The following is a 20,984-nucleotide window of genomic DNA, read 5'->3' as shown; positions in this document are numbered from 1 at the left end:
CCGACCGGAGCCCCGCCCGGGCCTTTGCCGGCCGCGCCCGCCGGCCGCGCTCGCCCGCCGGTGCACGCCGACTCCGGCAACCGGCTCGGAGCCGCTCACCCACGGCAGGAGGGACCGGCCGACCTCCGGCTCGTGCCACCCGCGCTCGCAGCCTGGGCGACGGCGGCCCTGACGCTCGACGTCTCCGCGAGGTGGGTGACGGTTTTCGTGATCGTCTCTCTCGCGACGACCGCCGTCCTCGCCCTCAGCCGGCGGCGCGGCCACCGGCACCCGCCGGACCGGGCACGGACCGGACAGCAGCCCAGCGCTCGGACGGGCCGCCTCCGCGGCGCCGCGCCGGCCTGGGTGCGCACCTCCGTCTCGGCCGCGCTGCTCGCCGCCGCGGCAGCCGCCGCCTCGGCGGGACTGCACGGCGCGGACCTGCGGCGCGGCCCGGTCCCGGGGCTGGCACGGCAGTACGCGACGGTCACCGCGGAGGTCGAGCTGACCTCCGACCCGCGGCTCACCCGGCCCCGGGTCAGCGGCGACCACATGGCACCGGTCTCCGTGCTGGTCGACGCCGAGGTGCGACGTGTGCGGGGACCGGACGGTACGGCGGTGAGTACCCGTGCCCCGGTGCTGGTCCTCGTGGGCGCCGGCGCGCGGGGAGGCGACGGGCCGGGGGCGTCCGCCGCCGGGGGCCGGGGCTCGCCCTGGCTGGGGCTGCTGCCGTCCACGCGGCTGCGGGTGACGGCACGGCTGGCGCCCCCGCTCACGGGCGGCGACCGGATCGCCGCGGTGCTGAGGGTCCGGGACGGCGCGGCGCCCGAGGTGACCGGGGGCCCGTCCGGGCCGCAGCGCCTGGCGGGACGGCTGCGGGCCGGGCTGCGTGCGGCGACCGACGGACTCCCGGCGGACGCGCGGGCCCTGCTGCCGGGACTGGTCGTCGGGGACACCTCGCGGATCGGCCCCGAACTGGACGAGGCGTTCAAGGAGACCGACCTCGCCCACGTCCTGGCCGTCTCGGGAAGCAACCTCACGATCCTCCTCGCCCTGCTCATCGGGCCGCCCGGCCTGGCCCAGCAGGCCGAGCGCCGGGGCCTCGCGCCCGGACTCGGCCTGCCGCTGCGGGTCACCGCACTGCTGGGTGCGGCGCTCACCCTCGGGTTCGTCGTCGTGTGCAGGCCCGACCCGAGCGTGCTGCGGGCCGCGGCCTGCGGGGCGGTGGTGCTGCTCGCCCTGGCCACCGGTCGGCGCAGATCGCTGATCCCCGCCCTGGCCACGGCCGTTCTGCTGCTGGTGCTCTACGACCCGTGGCTGGCCCGCAGTTACGGTTTCCTGCTCTCGGTCCTGGCGACCGGCGCCCTGCTCACGCTGGCGCCCCGCTGGAGCACGGCGCTGCGCCGGCGCGGGGTGCCCGCCCGCCTGGCCGAGGCGCTCGCCGCGGCGGCCGCGGCGCAAGCGCTGTGCGCGCCGGTCGTCGCCGTGCTGTCCGCCCGGGTGAGCCTGGTGGCGGTGCCGTGCAACCTGCTGGCGGAGGTCGCGGTCGCCCCCGCCACGGTGCTGGGCTTCGCGGCACTGGCGTGCGCCCCGCTGGCGATGGCGCCGGCCAAGGCGCTCGCCTGGTGCGCGAGCTGGCCCACCCGGTGGATCGCGGGCGTCGCCCGCACCGGCGCGGGACTGCCCGGCGGGGCAGTGGACTGGCCGGGCGACTGGACCGGAGCGCTGCTGCTGGGGCTGGTCACGGCGGGGGCCGTGCTGCTGGGCCGGCGGCTGCTGGGGCGTCCGTGGCTGTGCGGCGTCTGCGGGGTGCTGCTCCTGCTGGCGGTGGTGCGGCCGCCGTCGCTGACCCGGGTGTTCACCGGCTGGCCGCCGCCGGGGTGGCGGTTCGCGATGTGCGACGTGGGGCAGGGCGACGCGACGGTACTGGCGGCGGGGCCGGGAGCCGGTGTGGTGGTGGACGCCGGACCCGATCCCCGGCGCGTCGACCGCTGCCTGCGCGCCCTCGGGATCACCCGGATCCCGCTGGTCGTCCTGACCCACTTCCACGCCGACCACGTGACCGGCCTGCCCGGTGTCCTGCGGGGGCGCTCGGTGGGCGCTATCGAGACCACCGGGTACGAAGAGCCCGCCGAACAGGCCGGGTTCGTACGGAAGGAGGCGGCGCGGCGGGGCGTCCCCCTCAGCCGTGCCGTCGCGGGGGAGGAGCGGCGCACGGGCGCCCTGTCCTGGCGGGTCCTGTGGCCGCCGGACCGCCCCTCAGCCCGGCCCGACGGCCCCAACGACGCCAGCGTCACCCTGCTCGTCCGCTCCGGCGGCCTGCGGCTGCTGCTGCTGGGCGACCTGGAACCCCTCGCCCAGCAGGAGTTGGCGCGTTCCCCGCAGGCGACAGGGCTGACCCGGGTGGACGTCCTCAAAGTCGCCCACCACGGATCGGCGTATCAGGACCCCGGCCTGATACGGCTGGTGTCCCCGAGGCTGGCCCTGATCTCGTGTGGCGCGGACAACATGTACGGCCACCCGGCCCCGCGCACGGTGGCGGCACTGCGGGCGGAGGGAGCGACGGTCCTGCGAACGGACCACGACGGCACACTGGCCGTCACCGGGGAGGGCACGGCGCTGCGCGTGGCCCGGGAGTGAGGACACGGCTGCCGAGCGGGCTGAGGCGTACCACTGCGAGCGCGGCGTCCGGGTGAGCATCCTCCGGCTCACTCCGGCCGGTGGACGCCGCGGCTCCGAGTGGCGCATCGCCCGACGCGGCCGGCGCCGGGCTGATGCGCGCTGTCGCTGCCGAACGCGGCCGACGGCGGTGGGGCGTCGTCAGTTCGGAGGCTACGGGGGGCTGTGCGAAATCACGCGAGAGTGATGAATTCGGGCCACACGGTGCCACTCGTGCGAGCCACGGCACATGTGACGGTTTCCCATGATGTGATCCCGTGTTGCCTCGAAAGCCCCATCGGTGATCGAATGCTTCTTTGGTAACAGCTGTTTTCACATCGTGCAGAAGGTGTCGTAGATGATCGGCCGGTTGCTGGGAAGCCGAACGAAGCGGGCGCAACGGACGAGTCCCCTGGCGGCGGTGTGGACCCCACCGAGCGCGGGGGCGTTGAGCTGCCGGGTGCTCGATCCCGTCAACCAGCCGGTGCCGCAGGCGGAGTTCACGGTGACCGACACCGCGGGGCGCAAGGTGGTCAGCGGCGGGACGGACCCGTTCGGGTCGTTCGTGGCGGCGGTGCCCGCGGGGGAGTACCGGCTCGCGGTGTCCGCCGAGGGGTACGCGCCCTACCGGGCCGCGGCGACGGTCGCCGAGAACTCGCTCACCTCGCTCGGCGATGTGACGCTCCAGGTCGCGCAGCCGCCCGAGCTGCCCGCGCCCGGCGACTGGGAGATCGAGCCCACGCATTCCGCGATCGGTTTCACCGCCCGGCACATCGGGCTGGCCCGCATCCGCGGCCGGTTCAACTCGTTCGCCGGAGTGGTGCGGGTCGCCGAGGACGCCGAGCGCTCGGCGATGCACGTGGTGATCGACGCGGCGTCCATCGACACCAACGTCAAGATGCGCGACGACCACCTGCGCTCGGGGGACTTCCTGGACGTGGCGCGGTTTCCGACCCTGGAGTTCTACAGCGACCGGTTCGCGCACCGCGGCGGCAACAAATGGGCCGTCACCGGAGCACTGTCGCTGCACGGCGTGACCCGTACGGTCACCCTGGACACGGAGTACCTCGGCCTCGGCAACGGCATGGAGGGCGAGGTCCGGGCCGCCTGCCGCGCCACCACCGAACTGCACCGTGACGACTTCACGGTGAGCTGGCAGACGATGCTGGCGCGCGGCATCGCCGTGGTGGGCCCGACCATCAAGGTCGAACTCGACATACAGGTCGTGCCCAAGGGCTGAGCGGCCGGCCCGCCGTCGCTGACGGGACGCACAGGCGGTGACCGACAATGGCGTGCGTGAGTGACGTGAGACATGTTCTGGTGCTGCCCGACCGCGATGCGGCCGAGGAGGCCGCGGAGGCGCTGGGAGAGCGGTTCGGGCTGCGGGAGGAGCCGCAGCTGGTACGGGACGCGCTGGCGGGCGAGGACGACGCCGAGGACGCCCAGTGGCTCGTCGTCCTGCGCGACGAGGAGGACCGGCTCGACCCGGCGGAGCTGGACGCGTTCGCGGGGGAGTGGGACGGCTGGCGCGAGGAGCCGTAGCGATGGACAGCGGTAGCGGTGAGCCGTCGCAGTGACGAGGCGCGCAGCGGCGAGGCGGCAAGGCGGCATGGCGCCGTCGCGGCGGGCAGTCGTCGCAGCCGGGGACGGGCCGTGAGTCCTGATCCGTCCCGATGCCACTGATGCGCCCCGGTGCCGGAGCACGGGCGGTCGCGGGGCGGGGGCGTTGTCAGTGGGTCGTGCGATGCTTGTCGCGATGGCCAGGAAGACTGCGAACGACGACCCTCTCGCCCCGGTGACACTCGCCGTGGGCCAGGAGGACCTGCTGCTCGACCGTGCCGTGCGGGAGGTGGTGGCCGCCGCGCGGGCCGCCGACGCCGACACGGACGTGCGGGACCTGACCCCGGACCAGTTGCAGCCCGGCACGCTCGCCGAGCTGACCAGCCCCTCGCTCTTCGCGGAGCGCAAGGTCGTGGTCGTCCGCAGCGCGCAGGACCTGTCGGCCGACACGGTCAAGGACGTGAAGGCGTACCTGGCCTCGCCCGCCGAGGAGATCACCCTCGTGCTGCTGCACGCGGGCGGCGCCAAGGGCAAGGGCCTGCTGGACGCGGCCCGCAAGGCGGGCGCGCGGGAGGTGGCCTGCCCGAAGATGACCAAGCCGGCCGACCGGCTGGCCTTCGTGCGGGGCGAGTTCCGCGGGCTGGGCCGCTCGGCGACGCCCGAGGCGTGCCAGGCGCTGGTCGACGCGATCGGCAGTGATCTGCGGGAACTGGCGTCGGCGGTGTCCCAGCTCGTCGCGGACGTGGAGGGCACGATCGACGAGGCCGTCGTCGCCCGCTACTACACGGGCCGGGCGGAGGCCTCCAGCTTCACCGTCGCCGACCGGGCCGTCGAGGGCCGTGCGGCGGAGGCCCTGGAGGCGCTGCGGTGGTCGCTCGCGACCGGCGTGGCTCCGGTGCTGATCACCAGCGCGCTGGCGCAGGGCGTGCGGGCCATCGGCAAGCTGTCGTCGGCGCGCGGCGGGCGCCCCGCCGACCTGGCGCGGGAGCTGGGCATGCCGCCGTGGAAGATCGACCGCGTCCGCCAGCAGATGCGCGGCTGGACCCCGGACGGGGTGGCGGTCGCCCTGCGCGCGGTGGCCGAGGCGGACGCCGGCGTGAAGGGCGGCGGCGACGACCCGGAGTACGCCCTGGAGAAAGCGGTGGTCACCATCGCCCGCGCGGCCCGCTCACGAGGTCGCGGCTGACCCCCCCTTCCGTCCGAACGGCACGGATCCTCCGTCGCAGGCGGTGCGGGTGCCGGCCCGCTCCGGGTGCCGGCCTGCTCATGAGGACGCGGCTGATCCCCTTTCCGTCCGAACGGCACGGATCCTCCGTCGCAGGCGGTGCGGGTGCCGGCCCGGACGACCTCGGGGCCCATCCCCTCGCGGAACGCCGTCACTCGCTCCCCCGGACGGCCCAGGCACCGAACCTCCCTCACGGAAAGCGCCGTCGCTCGCCTTCCCTCGGACGTCCTCGGCGCCCACCCGTCCTTCACGGACAGTTCCGACCCCCTCCCGCGGACGGCCCAGGCACCGACCCCCCTCGCGGAAAGCACCGGCCCTCCCTAGGCACCGCCCTCCCCTCGCGGAAGCACCGGCCCTCCCTAGGCACCGCCCTCCCCTGCGGAAAGCACCGGGCCCTCCCCCCAGCCCCGGCACCAGATCCCCGCCCGACGGGTCCGCCCCCGCCCGAACCGCCCGGTCCGTCCCGACGCGCTCACTCCCAGCAGAATGCCGAAAGGCCCCGTCGGCCGTCCCTGGGGAAGGGAGGGCCGTCGGGGCCTTCGGATGACGCTCGTGGACCCATGCCCGCGTGGCGAACGCAGGCCGCGCACGGGTCCGGGGGGCCGGGCGGGAGCGGATGAGAGAGGGCCCGCTCGGGTCCGTCCGGCGTCAAGTCAGGGACTCAGCCCTTGAGGGACGCGACCTTCGAAGCAAGCGCCGACTTCTTGTTGGCGGCCTGGTTCTTGTGGATGACGCCCTTGGAGACGGCCTTGTCGAGCTGACGCGCGGCAGCGCGCTGGTACTCGGTGGCCTTCTCGACGTCACCCGCGGCAGCGGCCTCGCGGGCCTTGCGGATCGCCGTCTTCAGGGAGGACTTGACCGCCTTGTTGCGCAGCCGAGCCTTCTCGTTGGTCTTGATCCGCTTGATCTGGGACTTGATGTTCGCCACGAATGAGCCTTCTCTTTCGAAAATTTTCCGATGTGCCTCGCGCTAGAGGGCATGAGACACAGCCCCCCACGTTACCAGCGGCCCGTTCCAGCGCCCAAACCGGTCGCGGCGCACCGGTCCCGGCCGGACATGGGACCATGGAAAGACTACGTATCGATCCGACCCGAGACCGCAGACGGACAAGCACACGTATGCGGACGCCTCAAGAATCAGGACCCTGCGTGCCCGCGACCCCCAGCCATGTGCCCGAGCCGAGCCGTACCGACCCGGCGCTGATCCGCAATTTCTGCATCATCGCGCACATCGACCACGGCAAGTCCACTCTCGCCGACCGGATGCTGCAGCTGACCGGTGTGGTCGAGCAGCGGCAGATGCGTGCCCAGTACCTCGACCGCATGGACATCGAGCGCGAGCGCGGCATCACGATCAAGTCCCAGGCGGTGCGGCTGCCGTGGGCCCCGACTCACGAGCCCGGCAACACGCACATCCTCAACATGATCGACACGCCGGGGCACGTCGACTTCACCTACGAGGTGTCCCGCTCGCTCGCCGCCTGCGAGGGGACGATCCTCCTGGTGGACGCGGCCCAGGGCATCGAGGCACAGACTCTCGCCAACCTCTACCTGGCGATGGAGAACGACCTCACGATCATCCCGGTCCTCAACAAGATCGACCTGCCGGCCGCGCAGCCGGAGAAGTTCGCCGAGGAGCTGGCGAACCTGGTCGGCTGCGACCCCGACGACGTGCTGAAGGTCTCCGCCAAGACCGGTCTCGGCGTCGAGGCGCTGCTGGACAAGGTGGTCGACCAGATCCCGGCCCCGGTCGGCGTCAAGGACGCCCCCGCTCGCGCGATGATCTTCGACTCGGTCTACGACTCCTACCGCGGCGTGGTGACGTACGTCCGTGTCATCGACGGCCAGCTCAACAGGCGCGAGCGGATCCGGATGATGTCCACCGGCGCCACGCACGAGCTGCTGGAGATCGGCACCAACTCCCCGGAGATGCTGCCGGCCGACGGTCTGGGCGTCGGCGAGGTCGGCTACCTGATCACCGGTGTGAAGGACGTCCGCCAGTCCAAGGTCGGTGACACCGTCACCAGCCAGCACAAGGGCGCCACCGAGGCGCTCGGCGGGTACAAGGACCCCAAGCCCATGGTCTTCTCCGGGCTGTACCCGCTGGACGGCTCCGACTACCCGGAGCTGCGCGAGGCGCTGGACAAGCTCCAGCTCAACGACGCCGCGCTCGTCTACGAGCCGGAGACCTCCGCAGCGCTCGGCTTCGGTTTCCGCGTCGGCTTCCTCGGCCTGCTCCACCTGGACGTGATCCGGGAGCGGCTGGAGCGCGAGTTCGGCCTCGACCTGATCGCCACCGCGCCCAACGTGGTCTACCGCGTGATCATGGAGGACGGCACGGAGATCACCGTCACCAACCCGAGCGAGTTCCCCGAGGGGAAGATCGCGGAGGTGTACGAGCCGGTCGTGCGGGCCACGATCCTCGCGCCCACCGAGTTCATCGGCGCGATCATGGAGCTGTGCCAGACCCGGCGCGGCACCCTGCTCGGCATGGACTACCTGTCCGAGGACCGCGTCGAGATCCGCTACACCCTCCCGCTGGCTGAGATCGTCTTCGACTTCTTCGACCAGCTGAAGTCCAAGACCCGCGGGTACGCCTCCCTGGACTACGAGCCCACGGGCGAGCAGTCCTCGAGCCTCGTCAAGGTCGACATCCTGCTGCACGGCGACAAGGTGGACGCCTTCTCGGCGATCACCCACCGGGACCAGGCGTACGCGTACGGCGTGCGGCTCGTCGCCAAGCTCAAGGAGCTGATCCCGCGGCAGAACTTCGAGGTCCCCGTGCAGGCGGCCGTCGGCTCGCGCGTGATCGCCCGCGAGACCATCCGCGCCATCCGCAAGGACGTCCTCGCCAAGTGCTACGGCGGTGACATCTCGCGCAAGCGGAAGCTGCTGGAGAAGCAGAAGGAGGGCAAGAAGCGCATGAAGATGGTGGGTTCCGTGGAGGTTCCGCAGGAGGCCTTCATCGCGGTGCTCTCCAGCGATGACAGCGCGGCGCCGGCCAAGGGCAAGAAGTAACCGGCGGCAACAGGGGGCGGGCGTCCGCCGCGCCGGTGAACCGGGTGAAAAGGGGCCCGTCGCACGAAAGTGCGGCGGGCCCCTGCGCACGCGCGTGGTAGCGCTCTGTGGGAAGTCTCAGGCCACAGCCCCTTACGCGGTGGCCGGTCGCCCTTTACCCTGATGCCTGCTCGCTAGTTACTCGCGAGTTAAACAACGCCGAACCACCACCCGTGAGTCAACCCAGCCGCACCTGAGCCAGCCGCCGCACTGCCGCGGGCCCCGGAGGATGTCGTGAGCGACGCACAGACCCTGATCGAGAACCGTCCGCCGTCCGTGGCGGCCCTCTTCCTGGAGCGTGTGGCGGCCACACCGGACGCCGAGGCCTACCGCTACCCCGTACCGCCGTCCTCCGGCGAGGGCCCGGACGAGTGGCGTTCGCTGAGCTGGGAGCAGGCCGCCGAGCGGGTGTACGCCATCGCCGCCGGACTCATCGACCTGGGGGTGCGCCCCGAGGAGCGCGTCGCGCTCGCCTCCTCCACGCGCGTGGAGTGGGTGCTGGCCGACCTCGGCATCATGTGCGCCGGCGCGGCCACCACCACGGTCTATCCGCAGACCAACGCCGACGAGTCCGCGTTCATCCTGTCCGACTCCGAGAGCAGAGTGCTCGTCGCGGAGAACGCCGCGCAGCTGGCCAAGGCCGTCGAACGGCGCGCCGAACTGCCCGAGCTGCACCACGTCGTCGTGATCGACCCGGCGGGCGTGGAGAGGGGCGAGGACGACTGGGTCCTCACCCTCGCCGAACTGGAGCAGCGCGGCGCCGCCTACCTGGAGGAGCACCCGGAGCTGATCAAGGAACGGGTCGGCGCGATCACCAAGGACCAGCTCGCCACCCTCATCTACACCTCCGGCACCACCGGCCGCCCCAAGGGCGTCCGGCTCCCGCACGACAACTGGTCGTACATGGCGAAGGCGATCGCCTCCACCGGCCTGCTCGGCCCCGACGACGTCCAGTACCTGTGGCTGCCGCTCGCCCACGTCTTCGGCAAGGTGCTCACCTCGGGGCAGATCGAACTGGGGCACGTCACCGCCGTCGACGGCCGCGTCGACAAGATCATCGAGAACCTGCCGGTCGTGCAGCCCACCTACATGGCCGCCGTGCCGCGCATCTTCGAGAAGGTCTACAACGGGGTCGCGGCCAAGGCTCGCGCAGGCGGCAACGCCAAGTACAAGATCTTCCAGTGGGCGGCCGAGGTCGGACGCGAGTACGCCAAGGTCACGCAGGACAACTTCCAGCGCACCGGCGTCCACTCCGCGCCCTTCGGGCTCGCCGCCCGGCACAAGGTCGCCGACACCCTCGTCTTCGCCAAGATCCGCGAAGCCTTCGGCGGCCGGCTGCGCGCCTGCGTCTCGGGCAGCGCCGCCCTCGCCCCCGAGATCGGCTACTTCTTCGCGGGGGCCGGCATCCACATCCTGGAGGGCTACGGGCTCACCGAGTCCTCCGCGGCCTCCTTCGTCAACCCCGGCGAGGCCTACCGCACCGGCACGGTCGGCAAGCCGCTGCCCGGCACGGAGGTCCGCATCGCGGAGGACGGCGAGATCCTGCTGCGCGGCCCCGGCATCATGCAGGGCTACCACAAGCTGCCCGAGAAGACCGGCGAGGTGCTGGAGTCCGACGGCTGGTTCCACACCGGCGACATCGGCGAGCTGTCCCCGGACGGCTACCTGCGCATCACCGACCGCAAGAAGGACCTGATCAAGACCTCCGGCGGCAAGTACATCGCGCCCGCCGAGGTCGAGGGCCAGTTCAAGGCGGTGTGCCCGTACGTCTCGAACATCCTGGTCCACGGCGCCGACCGCAACTTCTGCACCGCCCTCATCGCGCTCGACGAGGCCGCGATCCTGGAATGGGCCGGGGAGAACGGTCTGGGGGGCAGGCCCTACGCCGAGGTCGTCGCCGCCCCGCAGACCGTCGAGCTGATCGACGGCTACGTCAAGCAGCTCAACGAGGGACTGCAGCGCTGGCAGACCATCAAGAAGTTCCGCCTCCTGCCGCGCGACCTCGACGTCGAGCACGGCGAGATCACCCCGTCCCTGAAGCTGAAGCGGCCGGTGGTGGAGCGCGCGTACAAGCACCTGATCGACGACATGTACGCGGGGGCACGGGAGGCGTGAGGGTCTGGCTCACGCGTAGCACAGTTCTCGCCCCCGGCGGTCGAGTTCGGTAACTCCGTGCTTACGGGCGCGGCCGGTCTGTCACCCTGTCGGCAACGAACGACCTATCGTCCGATTGCTCGGGGAGCTGTAGATGGGGGCCATTCCGACGCAGCGGGAGACGGGTTCCCGCGCCGGTGAGCCGGCCGCGCGGCAGGGTGCGGAGGCGGATGGCGAGGTGTGCGCCACGCTGCCCGGCAGCCCGCTGGCGCCGGGCACCGCCCGTGCGCTGGTCCGCGCGGGCCTCCAGCAATGGCGCGACCTCGGCCTCGGCATCGCGGACCGGCTCGCCGACGAGGTGCTGGTCGTCGTCAGCGAACTGGTCACCAACGTCGTCGTCCACGCGGGCACGGACACCGAGCTGACCTGCCGGATGGAGGCGGAGACCGGCGCGTGCGTCGTCGAGGTGACCGACCGGCACCCCTCGCGCGCCCCGCGCGACCACGGGCAAGGTCACGGCTCCGGCCGGGAGACGCCCTGCGAGACCGCCGAGTACGGCCGCGGCCTGCGGCTGGTCGCCGCGCTCGCCCAGGAGTGGGGCATCACCTACCGGGCCGGGGTCAAGACCGTGTGGGCGCGGCTGTCCGCCGACGCCGGGAAGGACGCGGGCGAGGAGGGGAGCGCCGGGGCGGCCGGGCAGGACGCCGCGCCCTGGCTCGGCGTCGCCGAGATCCTCGCCCCCGCACCCCAGCGCGCCGAACGCGACCGCGAATGGCTGGGCCGCGGCGCGCTGTCCTTCCTCGCGGAGGCGTCCGACCTGCTCGCCGGGCAGCTCGACGAGGACCTCGTCGCCGCGCTCACCGGCCAGCTCGTCGTCCCCCGGCTGGCCGACTGGTGCGCGGTCTGGCTGGAGGACGAGTCCACGGCACGCGGCCTGTGGAACGACGCCACCGGCGCGCCCGGCCCGCGCCTCGCCCGCGTCTGGCACGTCAGCGAGAACCACCTCGAGGAGCTGCGCCGTGCCCTGGAGAAGGACCCGCCGCGCCCGGCCGACGACGTACTGAGTTCCGGTCCCGTCCCCTACCCGTGGCCCGGCGAGGCGCTGGGCCCGCACGCCGCGGACGGAGCCGCGCTCGCCTACCGGCTGATCGCGGGCGGCCGCCCGCTCGGCACGCTCGTCATCGGCCGGGCCGGGCTGCTCCGCTTCCCCGACGAGATCACCGGCCTGGTGGAGGACCTCAGCAGGCGGGTCGCGCTCGGCATCGGCGCGGCCCGGCAGTACGCCCGCCAGGCCACCATCAGCGCCGTGCTCCAGCGCGGACTGCTGCCCGGCGCGGTCGCCGAGATCCCCGGCGTGCGCAGCGCCCTCGTCTACGAACCGTGCGACCAGGGCGGCCCGAGCGGCGACTTCTACGACCTCTTCCCGGCGGGCGACGGCCGCTGGTGCTTCGCCATCGGCGACGTCCAGGGCAAGGGGCCGGAGGCCGCCGTGGTCATCGGACTCGCCCGACCGTGGCTGCGGCTGCTGGCCCGCGAGGGGTACGGCGTCGCCGACGTCCTCGACCGCCTCAACCAGCTCCTCCTCGACGACGCCACCGAGGCCGCCGACGCCGCGGCCCGCGCCCTGGTGGGCCCCGCCGCGCCCGGCGACGCCCCGCAGACCCGCTTCCTGTCCCTGCTCTACGGCGAGCTGGCCCCCTTCGAGGGCGGTGTGCGCTGCACCCTGGCCTGCGCCGGTCACCCGCTGCCGCTGGTCCTCGCCCGCGACGGCGACGTCCGCACGGTCGCCCGCCCGCAGACCCTGCTCGGCGTCATCGAGGACGAGACGTACCTGTGCGAGAGCTTCGAGCTGGCGCCCGGCGACACCCTCCTGTGCGTCACCGACGGGGTCACCGAGCGGCGCTCCGGCTCCCGCCAGTTCGACGACGGCGACGGGCTCGCCGCCGCCCTCGCCGACTGCTCGGGCCTCGACGCCGGCCTGATCGCCGAACGCATCCGGCAGCTCGTGCACGAGTTCGGCGAGCGCCCGCCCGAGGACGACCTGGCCCTCCTCGTGCTCCAGGCACAGTGACGACCCGGCCCTCCCCGTGCTCCAGGCACGGTACGGGCCGCCGTACTGGACAATGGAAGGCATGCCTTCCGCACTCCCCGACGGCGAGCCCGTCCCCGCCGACGGCGCGCTGCCCGCGTCCGCGCTCGCCGGGGCCGCCGGCCGGCCCCTCGGGTTCTACCTGCACGTGCCCTACTGCGCCACCCGCTGCGGCTACTGCGACTTCAACACCTACACCGCCACCGAGCTGCGCGGCACCGGCGGTGTGCTCGCCTCCCGCGACAACTACGCGGCGGCCCTCGTCGAGGAGGTGCGTCTGGCCCGCAAGGTCCTCGGCGACGACCCGCGCCAGGTGCGTACGGTCTTCGTCGGCGGCGGCACGCCCACGCTGCTCGCCGCCGACGACCTCGTACGGATGCTGGCGGCGGTCCGCGAGGAGTTCGGTCTGGCCCCCGACGCGGAGGTCACCACCGAGGCCAACCCCGAGTCGGTCGGCCCGGCGTACCTGGCGGCCCTGCGGGAGGGCGGCTTCAACCGGATCTCCTTCGGCATGCAGAGCGCCCGGCAGCACGTGCTGAAGATCCTCGACCGCACCCACACCCCCGGCCGCCCCGAGGCCTGCGTCGCCGAGGCCCGCGCGGCCGGTTTCACGCACGTCAACCTGGACCTGATCTACGGCACCCCCGGCGAGTCCGACGACGACTGGCGCGCTTCCCTGGACGCGGCCCTCGGCGCGGGCCCCGACCACGTCTCCGCCTACGCGCTGATCGTCGAGGAGGGCACCCGGCTCGCCCGCCGGATCCGCCGCGGCGAGGTCCCCATGACCGACGACGACGTGCACGCCGACCGGTACCTGATCGCCGAGGAGACGCTGTCCGCGGCGGGCTTCGACTGGTACGAGGTGTCCAACTGGGCCACCTCCGAGGCGGGCCGCTGCCTGCACAACGAGCTGTACTGGCGCGGCGCGGACTGGTGGGGCGCGGGCCCCGGCGCGCACAGCCACGTCGGCGGCGTGCGCTGGTGGAACGTCAAGCACCCCGGCGCGTACGCCGCCGCCCTGGCCCAGGGCCGCTCCCCGGGCGCCGGGCGCGAACTCCTCACCGAGGAGGACCGCCGGGTGGAGCGGATCCTGCTGGAGCTGCGGCTCAAGGAGGGCGTGCCGCTCTCCCTGCTGCGTCCGGAGGGCCTGGCCGCCTCCCGGCGCGCGCTGTCCGACGGGCTCCTGGAACAGGGCCCGTACGACGCCGGACGCGCCGTGCTCACCCTGCGCGGGCGGCTCCTGGCGGACGCGGTGGTGCGGGACCTGGTGGACTGAGGCGCGCCCGGCCGCGGGAGCTACGCGGGTTCCGTCACGAAATCGATCAGCTGCTCGACCCGGCCCAGCAGCTCCGGCTCCAGATCCTTGTACGACCGCACCCGCGCGAGGATCTGCTGCCAGGCGGCGCCCGTGTTCTCCGGCCAGCCCAGCGCGCGGCAGACGCCCTTCTTCCAGTCCTGGCCGTGCGGGATCCGGGGCCAGGACCCGATGCCGAGACAGGCCGGCTTCACGGCCTCCCAGACGTCGATGTACGGATGGCCGACGACCAGGGCGTGCTCGCTGGTCACCGACTCGGCGATGCGCCACTCCTTGCTGCCCGGGACGAGGTGGTCGACGAGGACGCCGAGGCGGGCGTCCGGGCCGGGCGCGAACTCGGCGACGACCGAGGGGAGGTCGTCGACGCCCTCCAGGTACTCCACGACGACGCCCTCGACGCGCAGGTCGTCGCCCCACACCTTCTCGACCAGTTCGGCGTCGTGCCGGCCCTCCACGTAGATGCGCCCGGCGCGGGCCACACGCGCGCGTGCGCCGGGCACGGCGACCGAACCGGAGGCCGTGCGGGTGGGCCGTACCGGACCAGTGGCGGGCCTCACCAGCGTCACCGGCCGCCCCTCCAGCAGGAAGCCCCGCGGCTGGAGCGGGAAGGCGCGGTGCTTGCCGAAACGGTCCTCCAGGGTCACCGTGCCCGCCTCGCAGCGGATCACCGCCCCGCAGAAGCCGGTCACCGGTTCCTCGACGACCAGGCCGGGCTCGGCCGCGACCTCCGGCACCGGCTGGGACTTCTTCTTCCAGGGCGGGGTCAGGTCGGCGGAGTACTGGCGCATTCGAGTGACGATAGGGAGATCCGGGGCGTTGATCAGCGCGACACGCCGAAGCGTTCGGCCAGCGCGTCCCGCTGGGCCCGGACGAAGGCCGCGTCGACCGTGGCGCCGTGCCCGGGGACGTACAGCGCGTCCTCGCCGCCCAGCTCCAGCAGCCGGTCCAGCGCGGCCGGCCACCGCTCGGCCACGGCGTCCGGGCCCGCCTGCGGTTCGCCGGACTCCTCGACCAGGTCACCGCAGAAGACCACCGGCCCCCGGGCCGGCCGCTCACCGGGCACCACCACGGCGAGGTCGTGCGCGGTGTGCCCCGGGCCCACGTTCGCCAGCAGCACCTCCCGGCCGCCGCCCAGCGGGACGGTCAGCCGGTCGCGGACCTCGCGGCCGGGCCGTACCAGGGCCGCGGCGGCCTCCTCGGCCGCCCGCGCGTCCAGCCCCTGGCGCACCGCGTCCGCGCGCAGCTCCGCGCGCTCGCGCGCGTCGCCGAGCACCGCGCCCGCCCCCTCGGCGGCGAAGACCTCGGCCGCCCCCTCGAAGGCCGCAGCCCCGAAGACGTGGTCGAAGTGCAGGTGCGTGAGCGCGAGAAGAGTCACACGGCCGCGCGTGATCTCGCGCGCCCGCGCACGCAACATCGCGCCCTGCGCGACGGACGCCCCCGGGTCCACCCACAGTGCCGCACCGTCCCCGACGACCAGTCCGGCCGTGCAGTCCCACACCGGCAGCCGCACCCGGCCCACGCCCTCGGCCAGCCGCTCCCACCCCAGGTCTTCCCAAGTCACCGTCATACCTGGACGCTAGCGTTGCGCGGACCAGTCTTGCCCCCGGCGTACCCGACGGCCGTACACTGGGCCGGGGGATGCTGGCACTCGTATGCGCCGAGTGCCAGGCGGGAACCGAGTGACGACTCTGGAGGTGTGCGCGATGCTCAGCGAGCGAAGGCTGCAGGTGCTGCGTGCCATCGTCCAGGACTACGTCGGCACCGAGGAGCCGGTGGGGTCCAAGGCCCTCACCGAGCGGCACAACCTCGGCGTCTCACCGGCCACCGTCCGCAACGACATGGCCGCCCTGGAGGACGAGGGCTTCATCGCCCAGCCGCACACCAGCGCCGGCCGCATCCCCACCGACAAGGGGTACCGCCTCTTCGTCGACAAGCTCGCCGGGGTCAAGCCGATGACCGCGCCCGAGCGGCGCGCCATCCAGAACTTCCTCGACGGCGCGGTCGACCTCGACGACGTGGTGGCCCGCACGGTGCGGCTGCTGGCGCAGCTGACCCGGCAGGTGGCCGTGGTGCAGTACCCCTCGCTGACCCGTTCGACCGTCCGGCACGTGGAACTGCTCTCGCTCGCGCCCGCGCGGGTGATGCTCGTGCTGATCACGGACACCGGGCGGGTCGAGCAGCGGATGATCGACTGCCCGGCGCCGTTCGGCGAGACGTCCCTGGCGGACCTGCGGGCGCGGCTGAACAGCCGGGTCGCGGGCCGCCGCTTCACGGACGTGCCGCACCTGGTGGAGGACCTCGCCGACGGCTTCGACGTGGAGGACCGGGGGACGGTCGCCACCGTGCTCTCCGCCCTCCTGGAGACCCTCGTCGAGGAGAACGAGGAGCGGCTGATGATCGGCGGCACCGCCAATCTGACCCGCTTCCCCCACGACTTCCCCCTCACCATCCGGCCCGTTCTGGAGGCGCTGGAGGAGCAGGTCGTCCTGCTGAAGCTGCTCGGTGAGACACAGGATCCGGGCATGACCGTGCGCATCGGTCACGAGAACGCCTACGAAGGACTCAACTCCACGTCCATCGTGTCGGTGGGCTACGGTTCGGGCGGCGAGGCAGTCGCCAAGCTCGGCGTGGTCGGACCGACCCGCATGGACTACCCGGGAACGATGGGAGCGGTACGCGCAGTGGCACGGTACGTCGGACAGATCCTGGCGGAGTCGTAAGTGGCCACGGACTACTACGCCGTTCTCGGCGTGCGCCGCGACGCGTCGCAGGATGAGATCAAGAAGGCGTTCCGGCGGCTCGCGCGCGAGCTCCACCCGGACGTCAACCCGGACCCGAAGACCCAGGAGCGGTTCAAGGAGATCAACGCCGCCTACGAGGTGCTGTCGGACCCGCAGAAGAAGCAGGTCTACGACCTCGGCGGCGACCCGCTCTCGCAGTCCGGCGGGGCCGGCGCGGGCGGCTTCGGTGCCGGTTCCTTCGGCAACTTCTCCGACATCATGGACGCGTTCTTCGGCACGGCGTCGCAGCGCGGGCCGCGCTCGCGCACCCGGCGCGGCCAGGACGCCATGATCCGGCTCGAGGTCGAGCTGGACGAGGCGGCCTTCGGCACGACGAAGGACATCCAGGTCGACACGGCCGTCGTCTGCACCACCTGCAACGGCGAGGGCGCCGCGCCCGGCACCACCGCGCAGACGTGTGACATGTGCCGCGGCCGCGGCGAGGTCTCGCAGGTCACCCGGTCCTTCCTGGGCCAGGTCATGACCTCCCGGCCCTGCCCGCAGTGCCAGGGCTTCGGCACCGTCGTGCCGACCCCGTGCCCGGAGTGCGCCGGCGACGGCCGCATCCGCGCCCGCCGCACCCTGACGGTGAAGATCCCGGCCGGTGTGGACAACGGCACGCGGATCCAGCTCGCGGGCGAGGGCGAGGTCGGTCCCGGCGGCGGCCCGGCCGGTGACCTCTACGTCGAGATCCACGAGCTGCCGCACGCCACGTTCCAGCGGCGCGGCGACGACCTGCACTGCACGGTCACCATCCCGATGACCGCGGCGGCCCTCGGCACCAAGGTGCCGCTGGAGACGCTGGACGGCATGGAGGAGGTCGACATCCGGCCCGGCACGCAGTCCGGCCAGTCGATCCCGCTGCACGGCCGCGGCGTCACGCACCTGCGCGGCGGCGGCCGGGGCGACCTCATCGTCCACGTCGAGGTCCAGACCCCGACCAAGCTCGACCCCGAGCAGGAGCGACTGCTGCGCGAGCTGGCCGAACTGCGCGGCGAGGAGCGGCCCCAGGGGCAGTTCCAGCCCGGCCAGCAGGGCCTTTTCTCCCGGTTGAAGGACGCGTTCAACGGCCGCTGAGGCGGGCTGAACGCCGTGCCGCTGTGCCGGGGGGCGGCCACCGACGCCGGTGGCCGCCCCCCGGCACCTGCCGGCGGGCGCCCGGATTCGGAGCCGTACGCGGGACGTGACACCATGCGGTCATGTCCTCCGCATTGTCCGCGCTGACCGATCTCTTCCCCCGTCCGATCGTGCAGGCTCCGATGGCGGGCGGCCCCGCCGGGCCACAGCTCGCCGCCGCGGTGTCCGAGGCCGGCGGGCTGGGCTTCCTGGCGGCCGGGTACAAGACGGCGGACGGCATGTACCAGGAGATCAAGCAGATGCGCGGGCTGACCGGCCGCCCCTTCGGGGTGAACGTCTTCATGCCCCAGCCGGAGCACTCCGGTGCGGGCACCGGCTCCGCCAAAACGGCCTACGCCGCGCCCCCGTCCGGCGCCGTGGACCTCTACGCGCAGCAGCTGGCCGGTGAGGCCACCTGGTACGAGACGGAGCTGGGCGACCCCGAGTGCGGGCGGGACGACGGTTACGAGGTCAAGCTCGCCGTCCTCCTGGACGACCCGGTCCCCGTGGTCTCCTTCCACTTCGGCGTCCCCACCCGCCAGGTCATCGACTCCCTGCACCGCGTCGGCACGTACGTCCTGGCCACCGCGACCACCGTCGACGAGGCGCTGGCCGTGGCGCGGGCGGGCGCGGACGCGGTGATCGCCCAGGGCGTGGAGGCGGGCGGCCACCAGGGCACCCACCGCGACCGGCCGGAGAACGACGGCGCCGGCATCGGCGTGCTCTCCCTGGTCACGCAGATCCGCGAGGCCGTGGACCTGCCGGTCGTCGCCGCCGGCGGCATCATGCGCGGCAGCCAGATCGCCGCCGTCCTCGCGGCCGGAGCGAGCGCCGCCCAGCTGGGCACGGCGTTCCTCGCCGCCCCCGAGTCCGGGGCGCACGCCCTGCACAAGCAGGCCCTGACCGACCCCGTCTTCCCGCACACCGAGCTGACCCGCGCGTTCTCCGGGCGGCCCGCCCGCGCCCTGGTCAACCGCTTCGTGCGCGAACACGGCCCGTACGCGCCCGCCGCCTACCCGGAGGTCCACCACCTCACCTCGCCGCTGCGCAAGGCCGCCGCGAAGGCCGGCGACCCGCAGGGCATGGCGCTGTGGGCGGGGCAGGGCCACCGCCAGGTCCGCGCGCTGCCCGCGGGCGAGCTGGTCGAGGTGCTGGCGGACGAACTGGACGCCGCCCGGCGTCAGTCGGCGGCCGGTCCGCGCAGGGGAGGCGATGCGCGATGACCGCACCCGTGTTCGTGGCCGACCGGCTGGAGGGCGGCCCGGGCCCGTTCGTGCTGGACGGCGCCGAGGGGCGGCACGCCGTCTCGGTGAAGCGGCTGCAGACCGGCGAGCGGGTCGTGCTCACGGACGGCGCCGGACGGTGGGCCGAGGGCGAGGTGAGCGCCACGGAGGGCAAGGACCGGCTCGTCGTGCGGCTGGGCCCGGTGACCGAGGAACCCCCGCCCTCGCCCCGGATCACCGTCGTCCAGGCACTTCCCAAGGGTGACCGCGGTGAACTGGCCGTGGAGACCATGACGGAGGTCGGCGTCGACGCCATCGTGCCCTGGGCCGCCTCCCGCTGCATCACCCAGTGGAGGGGCGAGCGGGGACTCAAGGCGCTCGGCAAGTGGCGGGCCACCGCCCGCGAGGCCGGCAAGCAGTCGCGCCGCGTGCGCTTCCCCGAGGTCGCGGACGCCGCGACGACCAGGCAGGTCGCCGCACTCCTCGCCGGAGCGGACTTCGCCGCCGTGCTCCACGAGAGCGGCCGGGAGCGGCTGGCCACCGCCGAACTCCCCGCCCGGGGAGAGATCGTGCTGGTCGTGGGGCCCGAAGGCGGCGTCTCCCCCGAGGAGCTGGCGCTGTTCGCCGAGGCCGGCGCCGGGCCCTACGTCCTGGGGCCTACTGTGTTGCGTACATCGACCGCCGGCACCGCCGCCGCGGCCCTGCTCCTGGGCCGCACGGGCCGCTGGTCCTGACCGCGCCAGGGGGGAAACACCGTGGAACTCGCCCAAGTACGGCTCCTCGTCACCGACTTCGCCGCCTCCTACCGCTTCTACGCCGACGTGCTCGGCCTCAAGCCGCAGTCCGGCGCGGCGCAGGGGCCGTACGAGAAGTTCAGCCCCGCCACCGGGTCCGCGGGCATCGCCCTCCAGGACCGGGCGATGATGGCGGAGGTGCTGGGCGAGCTGGGCGGCACCGCCACCGGGCACCGCTCCCTGGTGGTGCTGCGCGTGGACGACCTGGACGCCTACTGCGCCGAGATCACCGGCCGCGGCGCCACGCTGCTGCACGGCCCGGCCCCCCTGACGGACCGGATGCGCGTCGCCCACCTGAAGGACCCGGAGGGCAACCTGGTGGAGCTCCAGGAGTGGCTGCTGCTGCGGTCCTGACCGCGCGCGGGCGCGCACGGCGCACAGGTGGCCGTATGCGCTCTACCGCCCACGGCTCCCCGGTGGCACTCTGCCGGGTATGGGGGTATCGAGACGGTTCCGGCACCTGCCGGGCGGACGGCGGGCGCTGGCCGCGGCCGGGCTCGCGGTGGCCGCCGCGGGCGCGCTCGCCGCGTGCGACCCCGGCGGGCTGAGCACCGCGACGGTGTCGTACACGACCGACCGCACGGCCACCGCCGAACTGAACCGGCGTCACACGTCCGTGAGCCGGCTCAGCTGCACGGCACGCGACGGCGACGGCGGCAGGGCGCACACGCCGGGACGGCAGCAGCCGTCGGCGTCGCGGGTCACCGTCGTCACCGTCGACTGCCGGGGCCGTACCGGGGACGGCCGGGAGATCACCGTCACCGGGAAGGTCACCCGGGCCGTCGACGGCGTCTGCGTGCGCGGCGACCTGACCGCGAAGGCGGGCGGCCGGACGGTCTTCCACGTGGACGGGCTCGGCGACTGCGACGCGGCCACCGGCCCCGGCGGCCGGCCGCCCGCCACCCGCGAGCCCGCCCACCGCCCCTCCCACCGGCAGCCGGCGCCGGTGGTCACCGTCACCGTCACCCGGACCCTCTGGTGCGGCACCGACCCCGCCTGCGGCCCCGTCCGGGGCAAGTAGCGGCAGGACGGCCCCGATCGCAGCGGCACGACGGGCGGCCCGCGGCGGCCCGTGCGGGCCGGGCGGAACGCGA

17 protein-coding genes are annotated in these 20,984 nt (G+C 73.6%); 14 read left to right on the top strand and 3 right to left on the bottom strand.

Annotated features, from left to right (window positions below; all coding sequences use genetic code 11):
- Positions 1-60: 60 nt before the first annotated feature.
- From IG64_RS10620 to holA, 4 genes are all read left to right on the top strand, one after another.
- Positions 61-2,619, top strand: a complete 2,559-nt coding sequence (locus IG64_RS10620) for a ComEC/Rec2 family competence protein (RefSeq protein ID WP_037854576.1) — start codon at positions 61-63, stop codon at positions 2,617-2,619.
- A gap of 376 nt (positions 2,620-2,995) precedes the next feature.
- Positions 2,996-3,877, top strand: coding sequence for a YceI family protein (locus IG64_RS10615; protein WP_037854393.1), 882 nt, complete (start codon positions 2,996-2,998; stop codon positions 3,875-3,877).
- A 56-nt stretch (positions 3,878-3,933) separates the two neighbouring features.
- The gene (locus IG64_RS10610) at positions 3,934-4,179 is read left to right on the top strand and encodes a hypothetical protein (protein ID WP_078883927.1); all 246 of its coding nucleotides are present in this window, start codon (positions 3,934-3,936) and stop codon (positions 4,177-4,179) included.
- Positions 4,180-4,393: 214 nt separating this feature from the next.
- A complete protein-coding gene (gene holA / locus IG64_RS10605; RefSeq protein WP_199811560.1) occupies positions 4,394-5,383 on the top strand; it encodes a DNA polymerase III subunit delta in 990 nt (329 codons plus the stop codon).
- Between the two features lie 700 nt (positions 5,384-6,083).
- Here the strand turns inward: holA and rpsT are convergent.
- Positions 6,084-6,350, bottom strand: coding sequence for a 30S ribosomal protein S20 (rpsT, locus tag IG64_RS10600; RefSeq protein ID WP_015660447.1), 267 nt, complete (start codon positions 6,348-6,350; stop codon positions 6,084-6,086).
- Between the two features lie 221 nt (positions 6,351-6,571).
- On the opposite strand from rpsT, the gene lepA reads away from it, so the two are divergent.
- The 4 genes from lepA (at position 6,572) to hemW (ending at position 13,938) form a co-directional block, all read left to right on the top strand.
- Positions 6,572-8,440 (top strand): translation elongation factor 4, encoded by a 1,869-nt coding sequence (gene lepA / locus IG64_RS10595; protein ID WP_037854382.1) that lies wholly within the window; start codon positions 6,572-6,574, stop codon positions 8,438-8,440.
- A 273-nt stretch (positions 8,441-8,713) separates the two neighbouring features.
- Positions 8,714-10,594, top strand: coding sequence for an AMP-dependent synthetase/ligase (locus IG64_RS10590; protein WP_037854380.1), 1,881 nt, complete (start codon positions 8,714-8,716; stop codon positions 10,592-10,594).
- Between the two features lie 133 nt (positions 10,595-10,727).
- Positions 10,728-12,644 carry an ATP-binding SpoIIE family protein phosphatase gene (locus IG64_RS10585; protein WP_037854377.1) on the top strand — a complete coding sequence of 639 codons (1,917 nt, stop codon included), beginning with the start codon at positions 10,728-10,730 and terminating at the stop codon, positions 12,642-12,644.
- Positions 12,645-12,705: 61 nt separating this feature from the next.
- On the top strand, positions 12,706-13,938 hold the full coding sequence (gene hemW, locus IG64_RS10580) for a radical SAM family heme chaperone HemW (protein WP_037854374.1): 1,233 nt from the start codon (positions 12,706-12,708) through the stop codon (positions 13,936-13,938).
- Between the two features lie 20 nt (positions 13,939-13,958).
- Here the strand turns inward: hemW and IG64_RS10575 are convergent, their stop codons facing one another.
- Together IG64_RS10575 and IG64_RS10570 are read right to left on the bottom strand one after the other, a co-directional pair.
- A complete protein-coding gene (locus IG64_RS10575) occupies positions 13,959-14,765 on the bottom strand; it encodes a DUF3097 domain-containing protein (RefSeq protein WP_037854372.1) in 807 nt (268 codons plus the stop codon).
- Between the two features lie 32 nt (positions 14,766-14,797).
- A complete protein-coding gene (locus IG64_RS10570; protein WP_037854369.1) occupies positions 14,798-15,544 on the bottom strand; it encodes an MBL fold metallo-hydrolase in 747 nt (248 codons plus the stop codon).
- Positions 15,545-15,680: 136 nt separating this feature from the next.
- On the opposite strand from IG64_RS10570, the gene hrcA reads away from it, so the two are divergent.
- The 6 genes from hrcA (at position 15,681) to IG64_RS10540 (ending at position 20,911) form a co-directional block, all read left to right on the top strand.
- Complete coding sequence (gene hrcA, locus IG64_RS10565) at positions 15,681-16,697, top strand: heat-inducible transcriptional repressor HrcA (protein ID WP_037854367.1); 1,017 nt, start codon at positions 15,681-15,683, stop codon at positions 16,695-16,697.
- Positions 16,698-17,834: a molecular chaperone DnaJ gene (gene dnaJ, locus IG64_RS10560; protein ID WP_037854366.1), complete on the top strand. Its 1,137-nt coding sequence runs from the start codon at positions 16,698-16,700 to the stop codon at positions 17,832-17,834.
- 122 nt (positions 17,835-17,956) lie between these two features.
- Positions 17,957-19,096 (top strand): nitronate monooxygenase, encoded by a 1,140-nt coding sequence (locus IG64_RS10555; RefSeq protein ID WP_037854363.1) that lies wholly within the window; start codon positions 17,957-17,959, stop codon positions 19,094-19,096.
- Entirely contained in the window at positions 19,093-19,830 is a 738-nt protein-coding gene (locus tag IG64_RS10550) for a 16S rRNA (uracil(1498)-N(3))-methyltransferase (protein ID WP_037854361.1), read from the top strand. The genes IG64_RS10555 and IG64_RS10550 overlap by 4 nt, the downstream gene beginning before the upstream one ends.
- A 21-nt stretch (positions 19,831-19,851) precedes the next feature.
- Positions 19,852-20,244 (top strand): VOC family protein, encoded by a 393-nt coding sequence (locus IG64_RS10545; RefSeq protein WP_037854359.1) that lies wholly within the window; start codon positions 19,852-19,854, stop codon positions 20,242-20,244.
- A gap of 79 nt (positions 20,245-20,323) precedes the next feature.
- Positions 20,324-20,911: a hypothetical protein gene (locus tag IG64_RS10540; RefSeq protein WP_051812613.1), complete on the top strand. Its 588-nt coding sequence runs from the start codon at positions 20,324-20,326 to the stop codon at positions 20,909-20,911.
- The last annotated feature ends 73 nt before the right edge of the window (positions 20,912-20,984 follow it).

It is taken from the genome of Streptomyces sp. NRRL S-340 (genome assembly GCF_000720185.1).
Taxonomy (GTDB): domain Bacteria; phylum Actinomycetota; class Actinomycetes; order Streptomycetales; family Streptomycetaceae; genus Streptomyces.
The sequence above is the reverse complement of the archived record's forward strand: the minus strand, read 5'-3'. Positions and strand labels throughout refer to the sequence as shown.

Excerpts from the sequence above, each read along its gene's own strand:
- IG64_RS10615 (WP_037854393.1), top strand. The coding sequence starts at position 2,996 with ATGATCGGCCGGTTGCTGGGAAGCCGAACGAAGCGGGCGCAACGGACG.
- holA (WP_199811560.1), top strand. The coding sequence starts at position 4,394 with ATGGCCAGGAAGACTGCGAACGACGACCCTCTCGCCCCGGTGACACTC.
- IG64_RS10585 (WP_037854377.1), top strand. The coding sequence starts at position 10,728 with ATGGGGGCCATTCCGACGCAGCGGGAGACGGGTTCCCGCGCCGGTGAG.
- hemW (WP_037854374.1), top strand. The coding sequence starts at position 12,706 with ATGCCTTCCGCACTCCCCGACGGCGAGCCCGTCCCCGCCGACGGCGCG.
- IG64_RS10575 (WP_037854372.1), bottom strand. The coding sequence starts at position 14,765 with ATGCGCCAGTACTCCGCCGACCTGACCCCGCCCTGGAAGAAGAAGTCC.
- IG64_RS10570 (WP_037854369.1), bottom strand. The coding sequence starts at position 15,544 with ATGACGGTGACTTGGGAAGACCTGGGGTGGGAGCGGCTGGCCGAGGGC.
- hrcA (WP_037854367.1), top strand. The coding sequence starts at position 15,681 with ATGCTCAGCGAGCGAAGGCTGCAGGTGCTGCGTGCCATCGTCCAGGAC.
- IG64_RS10555 (WP_037854363.1), top strand. The coding sequence starts at position 17,957 with ATGTCCTCCGCATTGTCCGCGCTGACCGATCTCTTCCCCCGTCCGATC.
- IG64_RS10550 (WP_037854361.1), top strand. The coding sequence starts at position 19,093 with ATGACCGCACCCGTGTTCGTGGCCGACCGGCTGGAGGGCGGCCCGGGC.
- IG64_RS10540 (WP_051812613.1), top strand. The coding sequence starts at position 20,324 with ATGGGGGTATCGAGACGGTTCCGGCACCTGCCGGGCGGACGGCGGGCG.